This window comes from candidate division WOR-3 bacterium (assembly GCA_016867815.1).
Lineage (GTDB): Bacteria > Hydrothermota > Tepidihabitantia > Tepidihabitantales > Tepidihabitantaceae > UBA2258.
The window spans coordinates 1-25,655 of record VGIR01000047.1 but is presented as its reverse complement, the minus strand read 5'-3'; the positions used below and the strand labels follow the sequence as shown (position 1 = coordinate 25,655).

At 64.6% G+C, this 25,655-nt stretch carries 16 protein-coding genes and 1 pseudogene; 8 read left to right on the top strand and 9 right to left on the bottom strand.

Features of this window, described 5'->3' with window-relative positions; translation table 11 throughout:
* Positions 1-184 precede the first annotated feature (184 nt).
* From FJY68_08470 to FJY68_08445, 6 genes are all read left to right on the top strand, one after another.
* Positions 185-2,860: a hypothetical protein gene (locus FJY68_08470; protein MBM3331868.1), complete on the top strand. Its 2,676-nt coding sequence runs from the start codon at positions 185-187 to the stop codon at positions 2,858-2,860.
* Positions 2,861-2,863: 3 nt separating this feature from the next.
* Positions 2,864-5,182 (top strand): hypothetical protein, encoded by a 2,319-nt coding sequence (locus FJY68_08465; protein MBM3331867.1) that lies wholly within the window; start codon positions 2,864-2,866, stop codon positions 5,180-5,182.
* A 9-nt stretch (positions 5,183-5,191) separates the two neighbouring features.
* Positions 5,192-6,997 (top strand): hypothetical protein, encoded by a 1,806-nt coding sequence (locus FJY68_08460; GenBank protein MBM3331866.1) that lies wholly within the window; start codon positions 5,192-5,194, stop codon positions 6,995-6,997.
* 10 nt (positions 6,998-7,007) lie between these two features.
* Positions 7,008-7,532 (top strand): T9SS type A sorting domain-containing protein, encoded by a 525-nt coding sequence (locus tag FJY68_08455; GenBank protein ID MBM3331865.1) that lies wholly within the window; start codon positions 7,008-7,010, stop codon positions 7,530-7,532.
* Positions 7,533-7,735: 203 nt separating this feature from the next.
* A complete protein-coding gene (locus FJY68_08450) occupies positions 7,736-9,919 on the top strand; it encodes a hypothetical protein (GenBank protein MBM3331864.1) in 2,184 nt (727 codons plus the stop codon).
* Positions 9,920-9,928: 9 nt separating this feature from the next.
* Complete coding sequence (locus tag FJY68_08445; protein MBM3331863.1) at positions 9,929-10,468, top strand: T9SS type A sorting domain-containing protein; 540 nt, start codon at positions 9,929-9,931, stop codon at positions 10,466-10,468.
* Positions 10,469-10,750: 282 nt separating this feature from the next.
* Here FJY68_08445 and FJY68_08440 read toward each other — a convergent pair whose 3' ends face one another.
* From FJY68_08440 to FJY68_08430, 3 genes and pseudogenes are all read right to left on the bottom strand, one after another.
* Positions 10,751-12,385, bottom strand: a complete 1,635-nt coding sequence (locus FJY68_08440) for a hypothetical protein (GenBank protein MBM3331862.1) — start codon at positions 12,383-12,385, stop codon at positions 10,751-10,753.
* Between the two features lie 1,177 nt (positions 12,386-13,562).
* A pseudogene (locus tag FJY68_08435) lies at positions 13,563-13,785 on the bottom strand (addiction module toxin, HicA family).
* Positions 13,778-14,011: a type II toxin-antitoxin system HicB family antitoxin gene (locus tag FJY68_08430; protein ID MBM3331861.1), complete on the bottom strand. Its 234-nt coding sequence runs from the start codon at positions 14,009-14,011 to the stop codon at positions 13,778-13,780. The pseudogene FJY68_08435 and the gene FJY68_08430 overlap by 8 nt, the downstream one beginning before the upstream one ends.
* Before the next feature lie 668 nt (positions 14,012-14,679).
* Between FJY68_08430 and FJY68_08425 the strand changes: the two genes are divergently transcribed.
* Entirely contained in the window at positions 14,680-16,302 is a 1,623-nt protein-coding gene (locus FJY68_08425; protein ID MBM3331860.1) for an Omp28-related outer membrane protein, read from the top strand.
* An 81-nt stretch (positions 16,303-16,383) separates the two neighbouring features.
* On the opposite strand, the gene FJY68_08420 is transcribed toward FJY68_08425, so the two are convergent.
* The 6 genes from FJY68_08420 to FJY68_08395 all read right to left on the bottom strand — a co-directional run bounded on the left by FJY68_08420 (position 16,384) and on the right by FJY68_08395 (position 23,080).
* Positions 16,384-16,857, bottom strand: a complete 474-nt coding sequence (locus FJY68_08420) for a hypothetical protein (GenBank protein MBM3331859.1) — start codon at positions 16,855-16,857, stop codon at positions 16,384-16,386.
* Positions 16,858-16,864: 7 nt separating this feature from the next.
* On the bottom strand, positions 16,865-18,220 hold the full coding sequence (locus FJY68_08415; protein MBM3331858.1) for a tetratricopeptide repeat protein: 1,356 nt from the start codon (positions 18,218-18,220) through the stop codon (positions 16,865-16,867).
* A 107-nt stretch (positions 18,221-18,327) separates the two neighbouring features.
* Complete coding sequence (locus FJY68_08410; GenBank protein ID MBM3331857.1) at positions 18,328-18,897, bottom strand: hypothetical protein; 570 nt, start codon at positions 18,895-18,897, stop codon at positions 18,328-18,330.
* Positions 18,898-18,956: 59 nt separating this feature from the next.
* Positions 18,957-20,801: a YgiQ family radical SAM protein gene (locus FJY68_08405; protein ID MBM3331856.1), complete on the bottom strand. Its 1,845-nt coding sequence runs from the start codon at positions 20,799-20,801 to the stop codon at positions 18,957-18,959.
* On the bottom strand, positions 20,801-21,409 hold the full coding sequence (locus FJY68_08400; GenBank protein MBM3331855.1) for a hypothetical protein: 609 nt from the start codon (positions 21,407-21,409) through the stop codon (positions 20,801-20,803). The genes FJY68_08405 and FJY68_08400 overlap by 1 nt, the downstream gene beginning before the upstream one ends.
* Positions 21,410-21,607: 198 nt before the next feature.
* Positions 21,608-23,080, bottom strand: coding sequence for a T9SS type A sorting domain-containing protein (locus FJY68_08395; GenBank protein MBM3331854.1), 1,473 nt, complete (start codon positions 23,078-23,080; stop codon positions 21,608-21,610).
* A 161-nt stretch (positions 23,081-23,241) separates the two neighbouring features.
* On the opposite strand from FJY68_08395, the gene FJY68_08390 reads away from it, so the two are divergent.
* Positions 23,242-25,551 carry a hypothetical protein gene (locus FJY68_08390; protein MBM3331853.1) on the top strand — a complete coding sequence of 770 codons (2,310 nt, stop codon included), beginning with the start codon at positions 23,242-23,244 and terminating at the stop codon, positions 25,549-25,551.
* Positions 25,552-25,655: the final 104 nt, after the last annotated feature.

The window sequence follows — 25,655 nt, the reverse complement described above, 5'->3', positions numbered from 1 at the left end:
TTTCATCACCCGCACACGCAGCACATCCAAAGCCGCCGGCGATAGACGCCGAGTATCGTCTTCTCTCATTACTCACAGTATACACCAAACCGACTCCCATGTCAAACATTTTATGCTCTGATTAGTAACTAGGCGTGCGCGGGTAGGTGGCGTGTCCCGCGCTTTTCCTGTTGCTGGTCGCCACATGCAAGGGAAGCCCGGACACATTGGAGGTTTGATGAGATCCACGGTCCTGCTGCTGGCGCTTGCGAGCGCCTTCACCTTCGCGGCTGACAACGCGGCGGTCGCGCCGCAAACGGCCGCAAGCCACAAGCCGCAAGCCACAAGCTATGGAACAGAAGCGATCACGATTCCGCAGATGCTCTCTTACCAGGGCAAACTGACCGATACGCTGGGCGTGCCGGTGGGTGATACGCTCTACGCCGTACGCTTCAGGCTCTACGCCGTACCTTCCGGCGGGACCGAGTTCTGGGAGGAGACTCAGGACGTTCGGACCAGGGGCGGGTTGTTCGGCGTGCTGCTGGGAGCGGTGACGCCGATCGGCTCGGTGCCGGATGGTGGTGAGTTGTATCTGGGTATGGCGGTGGCGGGCGGAGCAGAGTTGGCTCCGCGGCTGCGACTTGCCAGCGCGGCCTACACCTATCTGACAGCGCGGGCGGCGGACTCAGACCGGCTGCAGGGCAAGGATACGACCAGCTTCGTGCGTACCGGGCAGGCAAACTCGGTCACGTCAGCAATGATCACCAACGGCACTATCGCGGCCGCTGACCTCGGTCAGATGGGCGCGTCCTCGGGCCAGGTGGTGAAGTGGACCGGCTCGGCTTGGGAGGCACGGAACGACAGCGTGGGACAGAACAGCGGTGGTACGGTCAGGAAGGTCGTCCAGGCAACCGGCATCGTCTGCTCGCCGAACCCGATTTCCGACTCAGGTACGGTGGGATTCGACCTTGCCTGGGGTAACGGTCAATACGTAAATGCCGCGGGCGATTCGATGTACGGCGCCCTGGTTGTGTCCAGCGGAGTGCGAGCGCTCAGGGGGACATTCGGAACCGACTGCTCGAATGGGTACAATAACACACTCGTTGCCGGTCAGGGCTGCAAAGTCTTCAACGACTTCTGCACTGTCGCAGGCGGCTACTACAACCAGGCCGCGGAACCCGGCCAGGATGACTCCTGCGCAACCGTGTGCGGCGGTTACTACAACTTCAATGGCGGAAAATTCGCCTTCATCGGCGGGGGCCGCAAGAACGGGTGTTCGTATCCCCGGGGTGTCGTCTGCGGTGGCGACTCCAACCGCGTACTCGGGTCGGCCGGCGTAGTCTGCGGGGGCATCGGTAACTCGGCAGCCCAGTACTCACTGGTGGGCGGGGGCGTGAACAATGGGGCAGCCGGGAGCTACGCTGTGGTCGTCGGTGGATACCAAAGCCATGCAGACGAATACAGCTCCGCGGTTGTTGGTGGAGAGCAGTGCCTGGCCGCGTCCCGCCATTCGTTCGTCGGCGGCGGCTACGGCGACACGACCAACGCAGTCTTCGGCGGAGTGATGTCTGGCAACTCGAACCTTGCCGGCGACGCGGCGGACGACACGGCCACAGTAGTCGCCGGCGGGTGGAACAACTCCGCGACCGGCAAGTTCAACTTCATCGGTGGCGGTTACCAGAACAACTCGAGTAACAACTACTCGGTGGTGCTTGGCGGCCGGGGCAATACCGCCAATGGCCCGCAGGCGTCCGTCGGGGGTGGCTGGGGAAACACCGCCAGCGGCTGGCACTCGGTCGTTGCCGGCGGGCTGGACAACACGGCGTCGGGCACGGCTGCGACCGTGTCCGGGGGCGAGGACAATGTGGCGAGCGGGTACTGGTCGAACGTGGGAGGCGGACGAAATGACACAGCAAGCGCACCATACGGCGTTGTGGTTGGGGGCTACGACAATAGGGCTGGTGGCGCGACCGACGATTCGGCGGCGACTGTGGTTGGCGGAAGGCTCAACCAGGCCCTTGCCAAGTGCTCCTTCATTGGTGGCGGAAGGCTCAACCAGGTAGGAGACCTCTACAGCGCAGTCTGCGGTGGCGACAGCAACCGCGTGAGCAGCTACGAAGCATTCATAGGCGGAGGAGCGCACAATCTGGCGAGCGGTCAGGCTTCGGTGATCGCCGGCGGTCAGTACAACTCGGCCAGCAGCACGAACGCTTCTGTCGGTGGCGGAAGCAACAATGCCGCAACCAACAACCAGGCGACCGTGTCCGGAGGAGACCACAACAGCGCCAGCGGCGCGAACTCCACTGTAACTGGCGGCTACTATGGGAGCGTGAGCGGCACCTACTCAACGGTCATCGGCGGGGCAAACGACACCTGCGCAGCCAACTACGCGCTGGTTGCCGGGAGCAGCGTCCGCGCCCGGAGCGGAGCGCAGTACACCTTTGCCTTCGGCGAGGGCTGTACGACTTCGGTACCGCGGGCGGTGATCTTCTACCATTCGGGTGCGGCAACCAAGCTGGGTGTTGGCGTCCAGACGCCGACCCACTACATTGACGTCACCGGCGGCTCATACTGCGATGCGACCGGCTGGCACAACCCTAGCTCGCGCGAGCTCAAGCGCGACATCGCGAAGCTGACTCCCGCGGAATGCCAGGCAATCCTGCGGCAACTGATGGCTACGGACGTGGCCCGATACAAGTACAAGCTGGACGAAGACGGCCGGGAACACATCGGCCTCATTGCCGAGGAAGCCCCGGAGGTACTCACCGGTCCTGACCGCAAGGCCATCGGCACCGGCGATGCCATTGGATTCCTGCTGGCCGCGGTGAAGGCCCAGCAGGCAGAGATTGAGCAAATGAAGGCCGAATTGAAGAGGAGGTAGGAGATGAAACGAGCAACAGTTCTGATGGTAGTTGTGTGTCTACTGGCACTCGCTGCCGACGCTGCGGCGGTTGCGCCGCAAACGGCCGCAAGCCACAAGCCGCAAGCCACAAGCTATGGAACAGAAGCGATCACGATTCCGCAGATGCTCTCCTACCAGGGCAAACTGACCGACACGCTGGGCGTGCCGGTGGGTGATACGCTCTACGCCGTACGCTTCAGGCTGTACGCCGTTCCTTCCGGCGGGACCCAGTTCTGGGAGGAGACTCAGGACGTTCGTACCGAGGGCGGGTTGTTCAGTGTGCTGCTGGGTGCGGTGACGCCGATCGGCTCGCTGCCGGACGCCGGCACGGTCTATCTCGCGATGTCCGTGTCGGGCGGGCCGGAGTTGACCCCGCGCATCCGCATCGCCAGCGCGGCCTACAGCTACCTGGCCGCGCGGGCGGCCGACGCCGACCTGCTGCAGGGCGAGGACACCACCGGCTTTGTCCGGACCGGGCAGGTCAACTCCGTGACTTCGGCAATGCTGGTTGATGGAACCGTAGCATCGGCCGACATCGCGGACACCAATGTGACCATGGCGAAGATTGCCCGCGCCGGGGCGAGCACCGGCCAGGTCGTGAAGTGGACCGGCTCGGCGTGGGCGCCGGGTCCGGACAACACGGGCGGTGGCTCCGGGGTCACCAATGTCTACCAGGATACCGGCATCATCTGCGTGCCGAACCCGATCACATCGTCCGGCAACGTCAAGCTCGACCTCTCCTACGGTGATGGCCGGTACGTGAATGTGACCGGAGATTCGCTGACCGGCGCACTTGCAGTGCAGGGCGACCTGCGGGTGTACGGCAAGGGCCGCATCGGGACGGGCAACTCCAACGCAGGCAAGGCAGCATTTGCTGCGGGCGAGGGTAACACGGCGTCGGCCAACTACTCCTCGGTGTCCGGTGGCGCGGACAACACCTCGTCAGGACTGTATGCGCACATCGGCGGCGGCGGGGAGAACCGCGTGGCCGGGGACTACGCGTCGGTCGGAGGTGGCGTGACGAACTACGCCTCGGGCGCGAGGTCGTCCGTCAGCGGCGGGTCGGATAACGAGGCGTACGGTCTCTATGGCGCCATCGGCGGAGGTCTTCTCAACACGGCCGGCGCCGCCGCGGCAGACACCTGCGCGACGGTCGCCGGCGGCAAGGGCAACCTCGCGACGGCGATGTTCGCGACTGTCGGCGGTGGTCAGAACGATACCGCGTCGGGCAGTCACTCCACGGTCGGCGGCGGGTACGGCAACAAAGCCGACACGAGCTACGCGACGGTCGGCGGCGGCTACAGAAACGACGCGACCGGCTACGCCGCAACGGTCGCAGGCGGCTACGACAACGCAGCCGACACGACCTACGCGACGATCGGCGGCGGCTACAGCAACCTCGCGACCAACTACGGCGCGACGGTTGGCGGCGGCACGCAGAACTACGCGAAAGGCAACTCAGCAACGGTCGGCGGCGGGTTCAACAACAGAGCCGAAACGTCGGCCGCGACGGTCGGCGGCGGAAGGGATAACATCGCGACCGGCCACGCTGCGACGGTCGGCGGCGGCGATGACAACCGCGCGTTCGGCTACCGGGCGACGGTCGGCGGTGGCTGGGACAACGCAGCCGACACGTCCTACGCGACGGTTGGCGGCGGCAGCACCAACCACGCGACCGGCTACGGCGCGACGGTTGGCGGCGGCTTGTACAACTACGCGACCGGCTACGGCGCGACGGTCCCGGGCGGGAACTACTGCGCCGCTCGTGGCACGTACAGCCTCGCGGCTGGAGTCCGGGCGAAGGCCAACCACAACGGATCGTTTGCTTGGAGTGACTCGGCGGCCTCGGCCAGCGAAAGCGTGTATACCACCGGCAACAACCAGTTTCGAGCCCGGGCCCGGGGCGGGACATGGTTCTTTTCCAATGCCGGAATGACGACCGGGGCATACCTCGCTTCCGGCTCGAACTCCTGGGAGTCGGCGTGCGACAGCATGACCAAAGAGGATTTCCGGGCGGTGGACCGCAAGGCACTGCTCGACAAGGTTGCGGCGCTCCGCGTCCGCGACTACAAGATGAAGGACCAGAATGACGGTACCAGGCACATCGGCCCGGTGGCGCAGGACTTTCACAGCGCCTTCGGGTACGGTGGGAACGAGACGAGCATCAACCTGGCCGACGCCGACGGCGTGCTGCTGGCTGCGGTCCAGGCGCTGTACGATGAGATGAAGGTGCGCGACAAGGCGCAGCAAATGAGAATAGCGCAACTCGAAGCCGAGTTGGCGCAGACGAAGAAGCATTAGGAGGATGAGATGCGAAGAACGATGACACTCGTGGCAGTCCTATTCCTTGCGGCACTGGCTGAAAGCGTTACAGCGGTCGCACCCCAAGCAATCGACACTCGACAATCGTCACTAGTCACTTCCGTTGATGCGATTACCATTCCGCAGATGCTGTCCTACCAGGGGAAGCTGACCGACACGCTGGGCACTCCTGTGCCCAACGGCAGCTACCCGATGATGTTCCTGCTCCACACCCAGCCGTCAGGCGGTTCGCCTTTCTGGTCCGAGGTCCAGAGCGTGACGACCAAAGACGGTCTGTTCTCGGTTCTGCTGGGCTCGACCAATCCGATAGGGTCGCTGCCGGACGCCGGCACGGTCTATCTCGCGATGACCGTGTCGGGCGGGCCGGAGTTGACCCCGCGCATCCGCATCGCCAGTGCGGCCTACAGCTACCTGGCCGCACGCGCGGCCGACGCCGACCTGCTGCAGGGACGGGATACGACGACCTTCTCCCGCTCCACCCACAACCACGATGCGACCTATGTGAATGAAGGGCAGGCGGACGCGGTGACGTCCGCCATGATAGTCAACGGCACGATTGCCGCGGCCGACCTAAACCAGATGGGCGCATCCTCGGGCCAGGTGCTGAAGTGGACGGGCTCGGCATGGGCGCCGCGGAATGACAGCGTCGGGAGCGGAGGTGGCAGCGGGACTGTCAGGAAAGTGGTCCAGGCCACCGGCGTGGTCTGCTCCCCGAACCCGATAACGGACTCGGGCACGGTGCGGTTCGACTCGACCTGGGGTGATGCGCGGTTTGTGAACGAATCGCAGACGAACTCCGTGACCGGCGCGATGATAACCGACGGGCAGGTGAGTTCGGCCGACATTCGCGACACAACGGTCAACGCGGCCGACCTGAAGGACGGCTCAGTTACGTCGCCCAAGATTGCCCTGCCCTACAGCGGCAGCGCCGCACCAGACGCTCCTGTCTTCAGCGTCAGGAACGCGCTGACAAGCAACGACCAGCCGGCCGTGTACGGCTGGCACGATACGACCGACTACTTCGGCATCGGCGTGACAGGAGTGGGTGGGTGGATGGGTGTTCGCGGGGAGGTCACCGCGACCGGCAGTAGCATCTACACCGGCGTCCAAGGCGAAGTGTCGGGTGGTAGCGGTACAAATCAAGGTCTGTCAGGCGTCGCGACCGGCAGCGGCGACAACTATGGAGTGCAGGGCTCCGCGACCGGCACCGGCAACAACTATGGAGTGCGGGGCTACGCGAGCGAGGGTAGCACCAACTACGCCGGGTACTTCCTTGGCGACGTTTTGGTCACTGGCACGCTGTCCAAGGGCGGCGGTTCGTTCCAGATCGACCATCCGCTCGACCCCTTGAACAAGTACCTGTACCACTCCTTTGTCGAGAGCCCGGACATGATGAACATCTACAACGGCAACATCAAGACCGATGCTTCCGGGCACGCAACGGTCATTCTCCCGAACTGGTTCGAGACGCTTAATCGCGACTTCCGCTATCAGTTGACGGTGATCAACGAAGACGGTGGCAACGGGTTTGCGCAGGCCGAGGTAGCACGGGGCGTGAAAGACAACTCCTTCGTAGTCCGGACGAGCGAGCCTCTGACCACAGTCTCCTGGCAGGTGACCGGCATCAGGCAGGACCGGTTCGCCAACGCGAATCGCATCCAGGTAGAGGTGGACAAGCCGGCGGCCGAGCGGGGCAAGTATCTCCATCCGGAGCTCTACGGGCAGCCGCGTGAGGCAGGCATCGGCGTGCTGCCCGAGGACCCCAAGGCCAAGTCTGCCCCGCGGGGGAGATAGGAGCGTGACCATGAGACGAATGATTGCGTTTGCTTTGGTGATGGTGGCATTCGCCACAGCCCAGAACTACAAATGTGACTGGAACGTCGTCGGCATGGGCGGCGGGGAGATGACGGGCAACTACAAGTGCGGCTCGACCGTCGGCCAGACCGCAGCCGGGCCCATCACGGGCGCGAACTACTGGGCGCTGATCGGCTTCTGGCAGCCGGAGGGTGCGACCGGTGTGAGAGAGGCCCAGTGGTCCAGTGGTCAAGCGTTCAAGACAAGGCTGTACCGGCCCTTCCCGACTCCCGCTGCACGCAGCGTGACGATCCGCTACACACTGGACGCTGAACGCCAGACGCTCTTGCAGGTGCATGACCTGACAGGCAGGGCCGTCCGGACACTCTGTGCATCGAGCATGAAGCGTGGGGCGTACAGCGTCACCTGGAACGGCCGGGATGACCGTGGCCGGTCTATTGCCACCGGCGTCTACTTCGTCCGGCTGAATGCGGGCGACTACCGGGCGACCGAGAAGGTGGTCTTGCAGAAGTAGACGGCAGACAGCAGACAGCATACAGGGCGGGGGCGGGCGGAAGCCCGCCTCTGCTCCCTATCTGGAGGGCGAGTAGCCGGCCGGCGCAACTTGACACTGGCAGGACATGTGCTATAACTAGGCAGCGCGGGTGGGGTGGCGCGCCCGCGCCTTTCCTATTGCCTTCGCCACGTAGCATAGTGGTTCGGGATAAGGGAGGTCCGATGAGGGACGTTGTCGTCTTGTCTGCGCTGGTCAGTATGTTCGCGTTCGCGGCCGGTAATGAGGTCGTCGCGCCGCAAGCAGTCACCAATACACAATCTACGGTCGTCGGCGTCACCGAGGCCATCACGATTCCGCAGATGCTCTCGTATCAGGGCAAGCTGACTGATACGCTGGGCGTGCCGGTGCCGAACGGCAACTACAGCGTGGTGTTCAAGCTGTACACAGTGCCGTCCGGCGGCTCGCCGTTCTGGAACGAGACCCAGAACGTCAACGCTCGCGAAGGCTTGTTCGCCGTCCTGCTGGGCGCGGTAACGCCCATCGGCTCCGTGCCGGATGCCGGGGCGGCCTATCTCGGCATGACAGTCGCGGGCGGTGCGGAACTGGTGCCACGGCTGCGGATTGCCAGCGCGGCCTACGCCTACCTGACCGAGCGGGCGGCGGACGCAGACCGGCTGCAGGGCAAGGATACGACCAGCTTCGTGCGGACCGGGCAGACAAACTCGGTGACGGGCGCGATGCTGGTTGATGGGACGGTGCTCACCGCAGACGTCGGTGACACGGCAGTGACGATGGCGAAGATTGCGCGGGCCGGGGCGAGCACCGGGCAGGTTGTGAAGTGGACCGGCAGCGCCTGGGCCCCAGGTCAGGACAACACCGGTGGCGGCTCGGGAGTGACCAACGTGTATCAGGACACGGGCATTGTGTGCGTGCCGAACCCGATAACCGCGTCCGGCAACGTGAAGCTCGACCTGTCGTATGGAGACGGCCGTTACGTCAACGAGGCGCAGGCGAACTCCGTGACGGGTGCGATGATAGTCGATGGACAGGTCAGTTCTGCAGACGTCCGTGATACGACCATCACAACGGCTGAGCTGAAGGATGATGCGGTGACCTCGGCCAAGATACTCGATGCCGGCGTTACCTCGGCGGACCTCCGCGATACTACCGTCACTTCCGCCAAGCTCGCGCACGGCTCGGTTACCGCGATCAAGCTCGACCAAATGGGCGCGTCGGCCGGGCAGGTGCTGAAGTGGACCGGCACGTGGTGGCAGCCGGCCAATGACAGCACCGGGGCAGGCGACAACGCATGGGTACGCGGCACGCCGGACAGCGTGCTCTACACGGTTCGCAAGCTCGGGATTGCGCGGGGCGGGTCCGACAACATGTTGCACGGCACGCAGCGTACCACCCACGTGAACCTCGGCGTAGCATGCACAACCGGGACTTCGGGGCAGAACTTCGATTACATCACGGTCGCCGGCGGATACCACAACAAGGCGACTCAAACCGGGTCCACCATCGGCGGCGGCTGGGAAAATGTCGTGTCCAACCAGTACTCCGTAGTTTGTGGTGGCGCCAACAACACCGTGAGCGGCGATGCAGCCACGGTCGGCGGCGGGAGCCAGAACACCGCGAGCGGTGGTGGTTCTGTCGTAGTGGGAGGCTCGGGCTGTCGCGCGACCAACACCCGTGCGGTCGCCGGCGGCATGGACTGCGTCGCATCGGGAGAATACGCCGCGGTGGCCCTGGGTCGCGCGGACACCGCTGCCGGGCAGTCGTCGTTTGCGGCGAACTACAACTCCAACGCAGACCATTTCTACTCAGCCGCGTTCAACGGCCAGACCACCACTGCGGACAACCAGACCCGTGTCGGCGCGCTCTCCAAGGCTTCGGGCACGTTCACGATAGACCACCCGCTTGACCCGTCCGGCACGATACTCAATCACTACTTCATCGAAGGACCGGAGATGCTCAATATCTACCGCGGCTCAGTGGTACTCAATGCCGCGGGCCGGGCCGAAGTTCGCCTGCCTGATTACTTCGATGCCTTGAACCAGAACCCGCAGGTCGTGCTGACGGGCATCGGCAGTTCGGATGTGTATCTGGTCGAGGAGGTGTCCGGCAACCGGTTTGCGGTCGGTGGCAGACCGGGTACGAAGGTCAACTGGATTGCGACCGGCGAACGCAAAGACATCTCGGCCGAGGCGACAAGACGGATGATGCCGGTCGAGCAGCCGAAGACCGGTGGGCTGGCCGGCCGAATGCTCGACGACGAATTCCTGTCCGGCTGCATGGACCAACTCGTGCGCGAGGGCAAGGCGCAGGGTATTGACTTCCGCACCGCGGCGGGCCGGCAGCGGTACGAGGACATGAAACGCATGCAGGCAGAACACGAAAAATGAGGTGCACTCATGACTAGGATGACAGCTCTGATACTCGGCGTCTTCTGCGTCCTTTGCGGTTCATCCGCCCTGGCCCAGCCCTACAAGTGCGACTGGAGCGTGGCGGGGATTGGCGGCGGGGAGATGACGGGCAACTACAAGTGCGGCTCGACCGTCGGCCAGACCGCAGCCGGGCCCATCACGGGCGCGAACTACTGGGCGCTGATCGGCTTCTGGCAGCCGGAGGGTGCGACCGGTGTGAGAGAGGCCCAGTGGTCCAGTGGTCAAGCGTTCAAGACAAGGCTGTACCGGCCCTTCCCGACTCCCGCTGCACGCAGCGTGACGATCCGCTACACACTGGACGCTGAACGCCAGACGCTCTTGCAGGTGCATGACCTGACGGGCAGGGCCGTCCGGACGCTCTGTGCGTCGAGCATGAAGCGTGGGGCGTACAGCGTCACCTGGAACGGCCGGGATGACCGTGGCCGGTCTACTGCCACCGGCGTCTACTTCGTCCGGCTGAATGCGGGCGACTACCGAGCGACCGAGAAGGTGGTCTTGCAGAAGTAGACGGAAGGCAGCAGACAGCATACAGGGCAGAGGCGGGCGAAAGCCCGCCTCTGCTCCCTATCTGGAGGGCGAGTAGCCAGCCGGCGCAGCGTGACACTCGGGAAGATGGAGTTACAACCAGGCGTGCGCGGGCGGGCGGAAATGGGGCGTGGCCCGATGCCCTTGACTCCCTCGCCAAACTGGTGTCTGTCCCCAATCGTCCCCGTTCATTTGATGCAGCGCGGCGGGTGAAGAGGAGGCGGGACCAGGAGCCATCCCGCCGACGAACGTCAGTCAGCCTGGCTAGTGGCCGAAGCGGTAGCGGAGTGCCAGCCCGAAGTGGTACGACGGCTGCCGCCCGTTCGGCCAGCCAGAGCAGTATGGGGTGAGTTCGACATTCTTCCAGGCACGAATGCTCGATTCGACGAATATCCCGGTGGTCATGGCGGCGCCGGCCTTGATTGATGAGCCGTTGGGGAATTCGCGGCCAACGCCGGCCCACAACATCGGTTGCGGTACGCCGCCCAGAACGTGGTCGTACCAGCCTCCCTCAACGAAAACGGTGCGCCGCGGGCCGATGCGGAGCTGGGCTTGCGGCATGAACACGAAAGCGCCCCATTCATTGATAGCTTGGACGCCGAGACCGCCGCCGACCCAGCGCGATTCGAGTAGAACGTAGGGATTCACGCCGTAGAGCAGTGCGAGGTCGGAGTCGTAGTCCGTGACATTGGACCCGAGGTAGCCGCGAGCCCCGCACTCGACTGAGTTGCCATTCGGCCAGACACTCGTGCGCGAGAGGCCGACGCTGCCGACCGTGAAGCGGCGGTACGAGCCGCAGATTTCGGAATAGGCGCCGCCGCTTCCCGCGGCATAGAGGCTGTAGTAGGAGCTGCCGGTGGGCCTCTTGCCCGCGAGCGAGTCGCCGCTCACCAGCAGGGCTGAGCCGGCGGCCAGCGTCGCAGCGCCCCGCCCGAGCATTCCGCGGTGCCTGGCTGGCAGGAGCCAAGCCAGAGCGGCAACAGCCAGCGCGACGAGGTGCGCGCCGATGACGGTGAACTCCAGCGGCGTGAACCAGCCAAGGCCTGCGATGATGACGGGAAGAAAGGCGGAAACGGCAAGAGCGGTTCTGATGGCTCCGGCCCGTACGCTTGCGGTTGCCGGCCGGGGACGGCTGCGTTCCCGGACCAAGAGGCACGTCATCGCAGCGACAATGCCAAGAAGCAGCCCCCACTGGACGTGCTTGAGCCCGGCCGCCCCCGAACCACCTTCGCGGATGAACTCCTCGCCGAACCGTACAATACCGTACGACGCTATGTACAGCAGGAACAGGCTGCCACTGCGCTTGAGGAAACGACGGACCTTCCACAGCAACAGGGCAAGGACGAGCATCAGGATGATGTCGTAGACCTGGAGCGGGTGGACCGACAGGGAAAAGGCCGCGCCCGGCTGCACAAGCCCGCACGTGATATGAGCGTTGAGCGCGTCGGAGCCGGGTCCGTAGCAGATCGCCCAGGGCAGGCTTGAGGGAGTGCCGAAGCAGCATCCGCCGAGCAGACACCCGATGCGCCCGATCGCCGTGGCCAGGGGCAGAACCAGCGCATAGGCGTCCGCCACCGGGTAGTCGAAACCCAACCAGCGCCGGGCAAGCTGAATGCCGAGGATACCGCCAAGGAGTCCGCCCAGCAGAGTCTTGTCCGATGCCGCGGGCAGGCGGCATCTCGCGATCGCGTCCAGCAGACCGCCCGCCGGCATGAGAATCAGTTTCGACCCGATGAGGCCGAATGTCACGCCCCACGCAATGATGGTGAGCCATGGCAAGAGCGGCCACCGCTCCCGCATTCCCTTGCGCGCCAGCAGCAAGGCCGGCACGAGAAAAGCGGCGACAAAGAAGAACGCGAACCCCTGGCAATCCGGCGCGATCGACAGCCATCCGTTCATATCTCACCCTCGCTGTTCGGCGATTGTCCGGACGGAGCACTTCTGACGGAGTCGCTGACCGGATGTGCAGCCTCCATCAAGTCCGGCTCCGGGTCGGGCCTGGCTGGATTGTAGGTCCCGCGGGCGATTATGTCAACAGGGCGCGGCGGATGAGCAGTGCTGCCGCTCTCAAGACGCGGCAGCACGTGCTTGTGAGGTTTCGGGGACACAGCACTTGATTCAATGGGAAGCGCGTCAAGAGGTGTCGGGCGGCTCCGCGTCCATCTCCAAACCGAACACCTGGCTGAATGTCGGCCGACGGCGCTCCACGGGAACGGATAGTTCAGAGGTCAGAATCCAGAGTCCAGAAACCAGAGTGCAGAATGCAGGAAGCCGGGACAGGCCGAGGCCGGAGGCGAGAGGCACAAGGCTGGAGGTCAGAGGTAACGACGGTCGCGGGCGGGACGGGGAGTCCCACGAATTCTACAACGCTGTAGAATGGCGCGGGAGCGGGCTTTCGGGCCTATGTGCTTGAGGCTTGAGGCGTTAGGCTTGAAGCTGACGAAATGACCCCTGCACCTGGGGGAATACCCCCTGCATCGTTCACATCGTTGTATCGTACATCGTTCCTCAGACAGTCGCGGACGTAGTCCCGGAAAGTCCTTCGTCCCTAGTCTCCAGAGCAGTCTGACCGGGAGTTGGAGGGCTTGCATGCCGAACAGCAGGGGATGCAATTCGGCGGTTTGTGCCACGGACTCTTCTCCGGTGAGTCCGGGCACTTGTGGCCCGGACTGCCGCCGAGACAGCAGTCGAGGTTGCGTCTTGGTCAGTCCCCCGACTTGCCTGCCGGGCTATGCGCCGAGGCAATGCAGACTGCAGAGTGCAGATGGCAAGTTGCAGAATGGCGGACCCGAGGTTCACCACCAAGACATCAAGACACTACCAAGGAGGAATGACGAAGTCCGAATGACGAATGAAACTCTAAGCCCGAAGGGTGAAACCGCCGATGCACGCCGATGAACGCAGATAGGTGAACCTGGATAGTTGGCCGCGGAGGCCTCTGTCGGACAGCACAGAATTCAGAAACCAGAGGACTGAGTTCAGAGATGCGGAGAGGGATCGAGAGATAGAGGGATCAAGGGTAGAGTGGAGCGCAGGACGGACTAAGCCAGATGTCAGAGCAGAGATCTGGCCGGGGCTAGAGAAGGTCGGCCAGTTCTTCTTTGCTGATCCCGGCCTGACGGAGTATCTCGTAGAAGGTTCCCCGAGGCAACGTACCCTTGTGGAACGGGACGACCGCGCCGTTTCGTTTCCGGGTGCAGGTAGATACGGTGACTGCCTTTTGAGCGGTCGAGAACGAATCCCTTTCGGGCGAGTACTCGTGCCAGTTCCTCGGGCGTGAGGGCCGGGAGTTTAGGCACCGTCGTGCACGGTCAGCGTGTATTCGAAAGTGCTGTCGTCGGTCGGTATCTCCTCGCCGTGGGCGCGCAGGCTTTCGAGGTGCAGTTCGACCGCCTCTTTGGCCATCGCCCCCGCTTCTTCGAGCGTTGCGCCATGGGTAACGCAGCCGGGAAGTGAAGGGACGGTAACGGTGTAGCCACCCTCGGGTTCCCTACGCAATAGAATCCTGTAGTTGTGCACCTTCATATGTACATTGTCCGCCGCCCGCGAGCTGGTGTCAACGGATGGAAGGCGCGGAGACGGACAGGCAGAACCCAGAAACCAGAGACCAGGCGCGGCCAGGGGCCGCGAGGTTAGGTTGACAGGTAGAAGTATGAATCCGCCGATGCACGCCGATGGACGCAGATAGGCGGACCTGGATAGGCCAGAATTCAGGAACCAGAGACCAGAATGTAGAGACGGGGACGGGATTGGTCAGGAGGGTTCGGGGACATAGCACCTAGTTCAACAGGAAGCACGTCAAGAGGCTCCGGGAGGCTCCGCGTCTATCTCCAATCCGAACACCTGGCCGCGGGGCAGGAGACAAGAGTGATGCCGGGGCGAGATCGGCGGCTACCCAGACCGGAGTTCGGGCGGTGATCGGATTGACCGCCGGAGATGGCCTGCTAGAATCGTCGCAGAGCTGAAGCGACACCGAGGCATCTCGAGACGTTGCCGACGCGCCACTCAGCAAAGCATCCCTTACCCAGGAGGTAGAAGTGAAGAGTCTGTTTCTGCTCGTGCTGCTGGTACCGGCAATGTTGCTGGGAACCCAGCGTGTGATGGTGAACGAGGAGTTCACGGGCACCTGGTGACCGTACTGTCCAGGCTCAGCCCGTGGGCTGTGGGAGCTGCAGTTTGCAGCTTTCGATTCAGTGGTGACTATCGCCTATCATTCCGGCGACATCTACGCGAACACGTCCGCCAGCACCCGGTCGGCCTTCTACGGGGTGTCCGGTACTCCGCACGTGCGGCTTGACGGCGACAAGTCGGTTGTCGGCGGGATCCACAACGGCACGATGTACCCGGTGTACCGCGCGTACTTCGATACGCACAAGACTGTGCCCAGCCCGCTGGACATCGAGCTGACCTGTACGTACGACTCGGCGACAAGGCAGGGCGACCTCGGGATCAAACTGAAGAACACGACCGGCAGCGCGGTGAGCGGTCAGTTGCAGGTCGCGCTCTGCGAGAACCATATCTACCAGGTATGGCAGGGGCTCGACAGTCTGCAGCACGTGGAGCGGAACATGCTGCCCGACGCCGCGGGCGAGGCGGTCACCATACCGGCCAATGACTCGATTTCCAAGACCAGACCGTTCACGGTTGACGCCGCCTGGGTGGCGCGGAATTGCGAACTCGTCGTGTTCGTCCAAAACAACTCTTCCAAGGCGATGTACCAGGGCGCGCGCATCGGCGTTTACCAGGTGCCGGCGCTGGAGTATCGCGCATACGAGAGCGCGTTCGCGGAGCCGGGAGCAGACGTCAACCTGACGGTCGCACTGACGAACCGGGGGTCGGGGCTCGCCGACTCGGTGAGCGCGGTGCTCTCGACCACGGACCCGGACATCGACGTCACGACCCCGGCGGCTTCGTTCGGCGCGATTGCACTGGGCCAGGATGTCCTGTCACAGACACCGTTCGTCATTCACGTGGACAGCTCGCACGCCAACCACAGCCTGGTGACCATGAATCTCGCGGTCAGCGGCGCGAACGGCTACACCAATGCGGTCAGCTTCCCGATGCTGGTCACGACCAACCGCGGGTTCTCGGACGACGCGGAGAGGGGCACGAATGGCTGGACCCACAACGGCACGAGGGACAACTGGCACCAGACGTCACACCGGAGCCAGTCGCCGTCCAACAGCTGGTATTGCGGCTCGGAGGGATCCTGGCAGTACACGGCCGAGAACGACGCCCGATTGGTGACGCCGTACTTCGTATCCGGCGACTCGGCCCGGCTCTCGTTCGACCAGTGGTACAACGTCGAGGTCGACTACGACTTCTGTATGCCGGAGATAAACAACGGCTCGAAGTTCTGGGTGCCGCTGGCGAACTACACCGGTACGAACTCGGACTGGCAGCACGTGCAGTTCCCGCTTGCCGACTGGTCGGGCCAGACCATCCGCATCGGGTTCCGGTTCATTTCCGACAACAGCGTGTTTGCCGAGGGCTGGTACATCGACAACTTCCTGTTCGAGCCATATCTGTCAGGCGTTGCCGAGCCCCGGAGCGGGGCGGAGATCCGTACTGCCAGACTCGAGATCAGGAGCCCGGCGTTCGGGACGGCGGCCATCGCGTACTCGGTGCCCCCGGGGCGGAGCGCGCGGCTCGCCGCGTTTGACGTGAACGGCAGGCTGGTCGGCGAGATAGCTAATCGCTTGACCGGGGCTGGCCACGCTGCCTGGAACCTGGCCGGGCTTGAGGCCGGAGCATACTTCGTCCGGCTCGCGGATGATGCATCAAGCCAGGTTGCCAAGGTCGTAGTGGCGAGGTAGTCGCATTGAGCGATCGTGCGGGAGGCGGGCTTTGCCCGCCTCCCGCCGGTCCAGGCTGATTCTCCGGCTATCGGCCCGGCGTCAGCGGAAGCGGACTTCGGCGGAGCCGTCCGGCACGTAGATGCCGGAGTGGCCTTCTACCCACTTGCCGTTCTGGAGATACTGCGAGCCGGTGCGGAGCCTTCCGTCCGCCAGCAGTTCTGATTGCGCGGCCACTTCGGTGATGCCGTTTTCGTTGCCGGTAACCTGCTCGCGGGTCGAAATGACACCGTTCTCCACGGTCATCGTGCCGCGGGTGAAGAAGCCGGCAGTCGTGAAGTAGAAGAACTCGAGCGTCTGCAGCTCCCGGTTCCAGAAGATGGTCGTTTCCCCGCCATACTCGCCATCGTTGACCGAGTGCAGGTTGCGCACGGCCATCCCGTTCAGCGCCCGCTCCCAGCGCGAGACATCGACCAGCGGTTTCGGCGCGCCGGGCTCGGAGAGCGTGCCGCGGAAGGTCCGGCCCACGAGGTGCGCAAGCGGGCGCAGGTGTTCTTCGAGCGGGGCTTCGGTCATGACGGTCTCACTGAGCCTTGACGTTCTTCTCCAGCTCGGCCTTCATCTTCCTGGCTCGGGCATCGTCAGGCAGGCACCTGTTCCACTCCTCGACCAGGGAACGGACCGCGTCATCTTTCCCGCTGCGCTTCATCCAGGCGACCGCCTCCGGCCAGGCATTGGCCGCATCGGCCTGGCGGCCGAGCGAGTCGTAGAGCGAGGCGAGACGGGCGTAGGCGTTCGCGTAGTTTGCCGCCAGCGGAGCGACCTTGCGGGTCAGCGGCGACATGTTCTGCGGCCACGGCGGCAGCGGCTCCGGCCAGTCGAGCCGGTATCTCTGCGTCAGGTTTTCGCTGATGCGGTCCACGGGCACCGGCGCGGCCGAGCCGCTCTCCGTCACCCGGTTGACCAGGCCTTCGAGTACCAGCCGGTCCGCATACCGGTCGGTAATCTCGCTCTTCACGGTCGCCGCAAAGTAGACCGGCCGACCGGCCCCGGGCTTCAGGGCAAGGAGATTCTCGATGACCTGGTGCGCCGGCAACTCCAGGCCCGTTGCGCCGAGTCTCGGCGCCAGCGAATCGATCTCTTTGTCGGTGAACGAGAGCGGCAGCCCGAGCGAGTCCCGCATCATCCTTACGACCGAGCGGATGTTGAGCAGGCTCAGGTTCGCGACGGTCACGTCCGGCCGGAACGGCGCGCCGGAGTTCTGCAATACCCAGAGCGGGTAGGTATCGTTGTCGCCGCTGGTGAAGAGGATGGCGTTGGTGTCCAGGCCGGCCAGCAGGTTGTGGGCGAAGTCGAGCAGCGGCTGCGCGTAGTAATGCTTCCGGCCGAGTTCGGCCGCCTGGCGCCGCGCGTCCGTCAGCCGTCCCTGTCCCATGTAGCTGGCCCAGAGTTCGATGTGAGCGTGGGCGTTGAAGGGATGGTTTGAGGCCGCAGCCTTGAGCAGGCACCGTTCCGACTCGGCGTAGCGGGCCGAATCACTCATATCGGCGAGCGGACCGGTGCGCATCGGCAGCATCAGGTTCGCGTAGTTGAGGAGCACACCGACTGCCTCCGAGTCGAGGCCGAACGCCACGCGGGCCTCGGTCAGCGCCGTGTCGCGCTGCCCCAGATACCGGCAGGCCAGGCTCAGGCCGAGGTGGGCTTCCGCGCTTTGCGGGAAGCTCTCGACCAGCTCGCGGTAGAGGGAGGCAGCGGAGTCGAACTTCTGCACGTAGAAGAGCCGGTGTGCCTCCGTCAGCTTCGCTTCGGCGTCCGGCCCGGTTGTCGGCTTCGCTATGCCCCAGCGCGTCCAAGGCGAACCGGCCGGCGCTCTCCGGTTGCAGCCGTCGCTGCTCGTGACCAGGGCCAGGCCGAGCAGGGTTGCGAGCATTGTTCTCATAGTGCCTCCATGCCGGCGGTAGGGGTGCGTTCCCGGACCACTCCGGTAGATAAGGTCACGGTACAGATTCATCGAGGCGATCGTGCGGCATCCGCTGCGGGACAGGGCTATTCGATCGCATTTGGCAGGGCGTTGAGCGAGTCGATATAGGCCTGGGTCAGGCCGGTCGAGTCGGTGACCATCTGCACCGCGCGCTGCACCATCCACATGTCGTTGTGGCCGGAGATGTCCTTGTGCCTCACAATACCGACGATTTGATTCAGCTCGTTGTTGTCGGTCACCGGCCCCAGGTCGAAGGTGTCGCCGGCGTCAGGGATGTTGCGGTACTTGTTGCAGCAGAAGGCGCCAAGCAGCGTTTTCGTCGTCAGCACGCCTGCGGTGACCGGTTGGTCCTTGAGGAAGAGGAGGTGCTGGGTCTGGTTGTTGCGGCGCACCAGCAGCAGTCCTGCCGGCAGCACGTCGCTTTCCGTACCGGACGTGCGCGAGACCGCATTGCAGGCAAGGGTCATCGGCCCCATGTCGCTCAAATCCGGGTCGCCGGTGATCGAGACGACGCGGATGTCGGAGTTGAGGGTAAACGGGGTGCCGGTGGGTTCGAACTCGTCGGTCGGCAGCATGTCACAGGCAAGGAACAGCAGGACCAGTGCCGCCGCGCCGCGGGCAACAAGAACTTTCATGGCATCCTTTCTGACGGGGAGTGAACCATACGGGAGTTATAGACCAAACAGCCGAGTTGTCAAGTCGAGACACGCGCCGGACGCAGCAACGGCCGGAGGGCCCGGAGGCGGCGAAGGAGATCCTGTCGCCCGAGCTTCTGGAGAGCGCGCTGGGCGTAGATGTAGTTGCCGGGTTCGTGGAGCTGGAGCAGGGCGCGCTGCAGCCGGACCTCTTTCGGGTCGCGCGGGACGTAGAGCGGTTTGTCGGTGAGGGGGTCCCTGCCGGTGTGCCAGGCGGCGGCCGCGGTTGTCATCGGCAACGGCGTGAACTGCTGGACCTGGCGGATGAAGAGCCGCTCGGTACGGACAAGAAACTCGGCGAGCTCAAGCGCGTCGTCGACCGTGGAGCCGGGGTGGCCGGAGATGAAGTAGGGGATCAGGTACTGCTTCCGGCCGAGGTGCCGGTTGGTGTCGGCGAAGCGGCGGCGGAAGGCCAGGTAGGAGGTGTGAGAAGGCTTGTGCATCGCGGCAAGGACGCGCGATGATACATGCTCGGGCGCGATTCGCAGCTGGCCGGACAGGTAGTAGTTGCAGAGCTGTTCGAGGTAGCCGAGGCCGGGTCTTTCGTCGAGCAGATCGAACCGGAAACCGGTGCCAACCGAGACTTTCTTCACGCCGGGCAGGGCGCGAACCGCCCCCAGCACGGCCAGCTCCTCTTTGGCCGCAAGCCGGAGATTGGGGCAGCGCTGGGGCCAGGTGCATTCGCGGTCCGGACAGACGCGGTCCTTGGCCATCACCTTGCAGGTGGCGCCGTACATGTTCGCGGTCGGGCCGCCGATGTCGGTGATGTGTCCCTTGAAGCCCTCTTGCCGGGTGATACGCGCCGCCTCGGCAAGGATAGAGCGCCGGCTGCGCCACTGGATTATCCGGCCCTGGTGGGCGGAGAGGGAGCAGAAGGTGCAGGAGCCGAGGCAGCCGCGATGTGAGGTTATCGAGAACCGGACCGTTTCGAGCGCCGGGATCTTCTCCCGGTAGTCAGGATGTTGCTGGCGGGTGTACGGCAGGTCGTATACGTGGTCGAGCTCGGGCTGGGACAACGGGGGAGGCGGCGGGTAGTGCACGACCCATCGGTCCGAGTGCGGCTGCGCCACGGTCCGTCCGGAAGGGTTGTCGGCCTCGCGGTGCCAGAGGCGGAAGGCCTGGTTGAACGCGTCCCGGTCGGCGAGAGCCGCCTCGTAGGACGGCAGGACAACCGCGTCGGCCGGCGCTTCTCTGCGGTTGACGCAGCTCCCGGGGATGCCATCCAGAAGAGAGGGAGCGAGAGGTGAGGGACGGGGGACAGACGGCGAGTCCGCGGAGAGGCGGCGGGCAACTTCGACAACACCCTTCTCCGCCATGCCGTAGAGCAGGATGTCGGCGCGCGTGTCGAGCAGGATGGAGCGGCGCACGGAGTTCTCCCAGTGGTCGAAGTGCGCCAGCCGGCGCAGGCTGGCTTCAATCCCCCCGATGACGAGGGGCACGTCACCAAACGTCTCGCGCAGGCGGTTGCAGTAGACGGTGGTGGCGCGGTTGGGGCGGAGTCCCGGCTTTCCGCCCGGCGAGAAGTCGTCGGCACGCCGACGCTGGAGGGCCGGGCTGTAATTGGCTACGAGCGAATCAACGTTGCCGGCCGTGACTCCGAAGAAGAGTCGCGGCCGGCCTAGGGAAGCGAAGTCCTCGGGACCGGACCAGCGGGGCTGGGCAATCACACCAACCCGAAACCCGGCGTCGAGCAGAACCCGTGCGACTACGGCGCTGCCGAACGAAGGGTGGTCGACGTACGCATCACCCGTGACGATGATGACGTCGCAACTGTCCCAGCCAAGCGCCGCCATCCCTCGCCGGGACAGCGGCGGTACTACCGCCGCCGGTGCGGCGGGGAGCATCAGGGCAGAGCTTGCAGAGCGGTCCGGGTGGCTGCAGTAAGCCCGTCGTCGTCGGTGATTTCAGTGAGGGCTGTCTGCGCCAGCGTGACCGCGTCATCGGTATTGAGCTGTTTGCTGGCGACGATGTCGAGCAGCTCCTCTGTCTCCTTGTCCCACTCCCGTCCCGCGATTTCGTAGGACGACTCGTCATCGGGCTCAGTGAGGTCCGCGTTGCAGAAGTAGGTCGGCACAAGTATGCTGTCGGTCACGCCGGCATTGGCGGTGAAGGTGAAGTCCTGGAGCAGCATCATGTACTGGACATCAGGGTCGCCCGGGTCGAACACGAGCCCGGCCGGGAAGGTGACCTGGGTATTGCCGCTGTTGGTGTTGCTCACGACCATGTACAGCGGTACGTCGGACTCAGGTATGTAGTCACCGTAGCCGTAGCAGGAGTCGATGGTGATGCCACCCGGCAACGAGTAGGCCTTCTGGTTCTCGGGTACGGGCTGGAACTCTCCGCGATCCCACGCCCGATCCGGGGCAGCCCCTCCGTCGCAAGCGGTACCCGTCAGCAGCACGAAGGCCGCGGGCAGAACGAGCAGACTGAACAGACGAAATGCGTATTTCATGCATACATGATGGGCAGGAAAAGACCGATGTCAACCCGCGACGCTCGGCCAGTGTCCCGGGCAGGAGGAGGAAAATGGGCCGTGGAAGGAGTGGGCAGGGGACGAGAAGCAGAGAGCATGCGTAGATAGCCGCGGTCGTGAACGCCGGCTGGGGTGCGGCAGAGACCATCAAACAAGGCGGAAATCCGAGGTCGGGCGCTAGAGAAGGAGGAGCCGGCGGGTGAAGCAGGTGCCCGGACCCTTGAGCCGCAGGAAATACGTCCCCGCCGGGACACGCCGGCCTGATGGCGAGGTCCGGTCCCAGGTCCAGGACAACAGGCCCGCTTCGAAGCGGCGCTCTGGAACGCTCGAGACGAGGCGCCCAGTGGCATCATACAACGTCAGAGAATAATCGCCCGGTTCGGTCACAATGGCACTGATCCGCACCGTCCCGGTGGCCGGATTGGGCCACACGCGGGCGGCAGGTCCAGCGGTGTCCGGTTCCGCGTGCCGCGAAGAAGAGAGCCATGGCGCGGCAAACCGAACACCCCAGGGTCCAGTGTCTACCTGCTGGCTGTAGCACAAGCCCGGTAGCCGCATCGGCGCGTTCGGAACGTATACCAACCCCGGTGCCAGGGCGGAGAGCGAGAACCGACTGACCTTGACCGGTTCCAGCCAGCCATCGAGGTCGAAGGAGTTGGCGCACGTCCACCAGGCGGAGACCGTGTCACCCCGCGTTCGGTTGCCGGAGGTGTAGCCGAGGCTGACGTAACCGCTCGGCCCGGACAGGTCCGCGGCAAGGCACGGCTGTTGCTCGTCGCGGAACGAACTGCCGAACGGCAGACCCGAATTCCAGTTCGCGCCGCCGTCCGAGCTGGTCGAGTAATCGAGATCGAGCACTTCCGTGTCGCGGCGTCCGGCAGTGTAGAAGACCCAGACCGCTGCCGCCGACGCAGGGCTGGTATCGGCCTGCACGACGGTCGGGTCGAAGCACTGTCCTGCGAAGCTGTCACTTACCAGTCGGTAGGTCGACCAGTAGCCCGACGCGGCGTAGTGGCGGTTGTAGGAGTAGTGAATCTCGCCGCCATTGAGCGCGTAGCGCCAGGCGCAGTGAACCGTTGAACCGTTCGTGTAGGAGACGCACGGATCCCAGGCGTTCCACCAGTCGGTTCCCACTTCCCACGAGGCGCCGAAGTCGAGCGAACGGGTGAAAGTGCCGGTGCGGCCGGTTCGGTGCTCGTTCGCATACAGGCAGTAGAGGTAGTAGTGGTCGTCGCGGTCGAGTGCTGCCGAAAAGTCGTCGATCGTGTCCAGTCCTACGGCGACAGGCGCGAGAGTGAAATCGCCCGAGTCGGGCACGATTCTCGCAAGCCACAGGTCGCCGCCGTTCTCCTCTTCGAGCAGGAAGACGAACAGGAACGAGGAGTCGCCCTGGCCGGAGAGCAACTGCAACTGCCGTACCGACGAGCCGGCCCGCAGGGTATCGCGGCCGCGCCAGGTCGCGCCGAAATCTTCTGAGTGGTAGAGGCGGACGGTGCTATCCGGGAACGCGACGGCCGCCCAGATGACGCCCGAGGAGTCAGCGGTCGCATCGAAGGCGCAGACGGGGCCGCTGTCAATCAGCGCTTCCGATCCCCAGAAACCGGCGGACGCGCACGACCCGGCCGCCAGCAGCAGAAGCACGCTTCGCACCGAGATATTCAAGCCCGGATACCGACAAAGTCAAGGGCGGACCGGGAGTGACAGAGACCCGGCGACGGGAGTCCTGATTCGCAGGTAAGAAGCGGGAAGGGAGGCGCGAACGAGGGCGTCGGGTTGACAGCCGGAACCTGACGGCTACATTTAGGAAGTCTATGAGACGGCGCGGACACGGCGCGAAGGCCACCACGGGGCGACCGGCACTTATCCTGCTGGCCGGCGCGCTGCTCATTAGTACTGCCCGCGCCGGCGTCCTCGCGCCGGAGTGGTCGCGTCGCCTCGATGCCGCCGTCATCTCGACGGCGGTCGGCGCGAACACGTACAACAGCGAGCGTCTGTTCCTCTTGCTCGCCGACGGGAGGGTCCTCATGGTTTCGGCTGTCGACAGCCTGCGCGAACTCGGTCGGGCTCCGAGGGGAGCCACGGCACTCGTGGCGCTGCCGACGCCCGCTCGGGGAGCGTCCGACATCGCTCTGCTGCTGGCGGCAAAGACGTCCGGCACCTGCGATCTGGTGGCCTGGAACCGCAACGGGCAGCAGCTCTGGAAGACGCCTGTTCCCGGTATCGCCCGAATCGACAGTCTCTCGTTTGTCTGCGAGGAAGAGAACCGGGCCGAGTTCTGCGCCTGGCAAGGCGGCGAACCTTGGTTGGTTGTGGTAGGCAAGCAGCTCTGGCAGTACACGGCGAGCGCCGAGCGCCTCAAACCGGGATTCCTGCCGCGCGATGCGCTGTCCTGTGACCTGGATCGCGACAGATCGCCAGCGCTCATCTTCTTCGACGGCGAGCGGCTTGCTGTCCACCACGTCCACAAGAAGCGGGAGCTCCGCTGTCGGTGGCCGAGACCGGACTCGGCAGCGGCGCTCGGTGCAGGCCCCGTCGCGAAGCCGCATGTTGCCTGCGTCCTCTTTGATTCCATCCCGACGCTGCTCGTGGTTACCGGCGAAACCCTGCGCTTCGTCAATCCGCAGACCGGTGAAGAAGAGCGTCGGCTCGCTGCCGACTCCGCGTCAGGCCTGCCCGGTCCGGTCGATGCGGTCGTTGCCAGCGGTAGGTATGCCTACGCCGCCGGTGCCGATCCCCAGGGGGGAGGCTACGTGGTCAGGCTTGTTCCCAGCGGGCAGATCCGAGAGCGGTCGCGGCTGCCTCTGGCGCCCGGGGTTCGGGGTATATCCCTTGCGCTGCTTGGCAACTGGCCGATGATACGAGTCGGCACCGAGCAGGGGCCGGAGAACCTGTTCATCCGGTCTCCGCTGCTGGCCGGGACTGCCGACAACTCTCCCGGATACAGTGGCGCCCGGCTGCTGCGGGTAATCCAGGCCAGAATCGATGAAGACACGTTCCCCGATCTGGTTGTGCTGCGCACTGCCGGCGATGCGCGCTGGCGGCTCGATGTCTTCACGAACGGTGTAGGGAGACTTGCCGGGGAACTCCAGCGCGCGCGGCGCTCGCTGCTGCGCGCGGCCCGTGGTCAGAACGACAACATGGTCCGGCGCGCCGTTCGGCGGGTGAAGTATCTCGAGCGCGAGTCCGGTGCCGGCGAGGTCAGCCAGGAACGCAGCGTCCTCGATCGGTTCCGGGCAACGACACGACGCCGCAATGCCGTCGCCTATGCAGGCGCCTTCACCGCTGCCCTGCTGAGTGCCGCGTTCGGCTGGCTGGTGTTGCGGCGGCGCCGCCGCGCGCCTAGTCTGCAGATAGAGAAACAGCCGGTAGCGAACCGCGTTTCTCTCGCCGCCGACCTCATCGCGCTCGACCACAACTTCATGTCCAAGGGCAACCGGGCGGCGGGATTCGAGCGCCTGATCGGAATACGCAACCAGCACGGCCTGGAACGCGACCGCGATCTTGGCCAATCAGGACGGCTGAGCGGAGAGCAGTTGACGAGCGTCTACGCCAGTGCCATCACCAGGCTTATCGATGCCACGCCGACGCTGCCCCTGCTGGACTTCATCCAGACCACGGCGAGGATCTCGCCGCGCGGACAGGAATTCGAGTACCTGGAGCTGGGCTCGGAGGAACTCCGGCGGCTCGAACGCCGCCCCGGCATCAGGTTGATCGCTGTTACCAATCACGAATGCCCGGACTACCTCCGCCGGTTCAGAATCTTCGCCAATCCCGAGGTCCGAGGAACGCTGGAGCACCTCATCCTTGACCACATTCGCCACGCTGCCAGGTGGGCACACATCATCACCAGCTATACGGTCAACACCCAGTGGAGCCGGCGTCTGCTCGTTTCATTCCGGTCGGACAGCCCGCACGTCATTCCCTTCGACGACCCCCGCGCCCACATCACCAGCCAACTGCGGGAACTCGCGACCATGCTGCGGCCCGCAATCGAGGTGCCGCTCCAAGCAAGCGCGCTGGTCGGCCCGCACGAGAGACTGTGGTTCTCGCTCGCCGACTACATTGCGGTTCTCGAAGAGGCGCGTTCGCGGGCCTCAGGGGCCGGCCCGGGCACATCGTGACCCCCTTTGCGCATTGCTGCTACGATTGATGTTACCTGACGATCAACCAGCGCGTCAAGGTCGAGCGCCGGGAGCAGGAGTATGCGCTGGTCAATCCCTGGCGC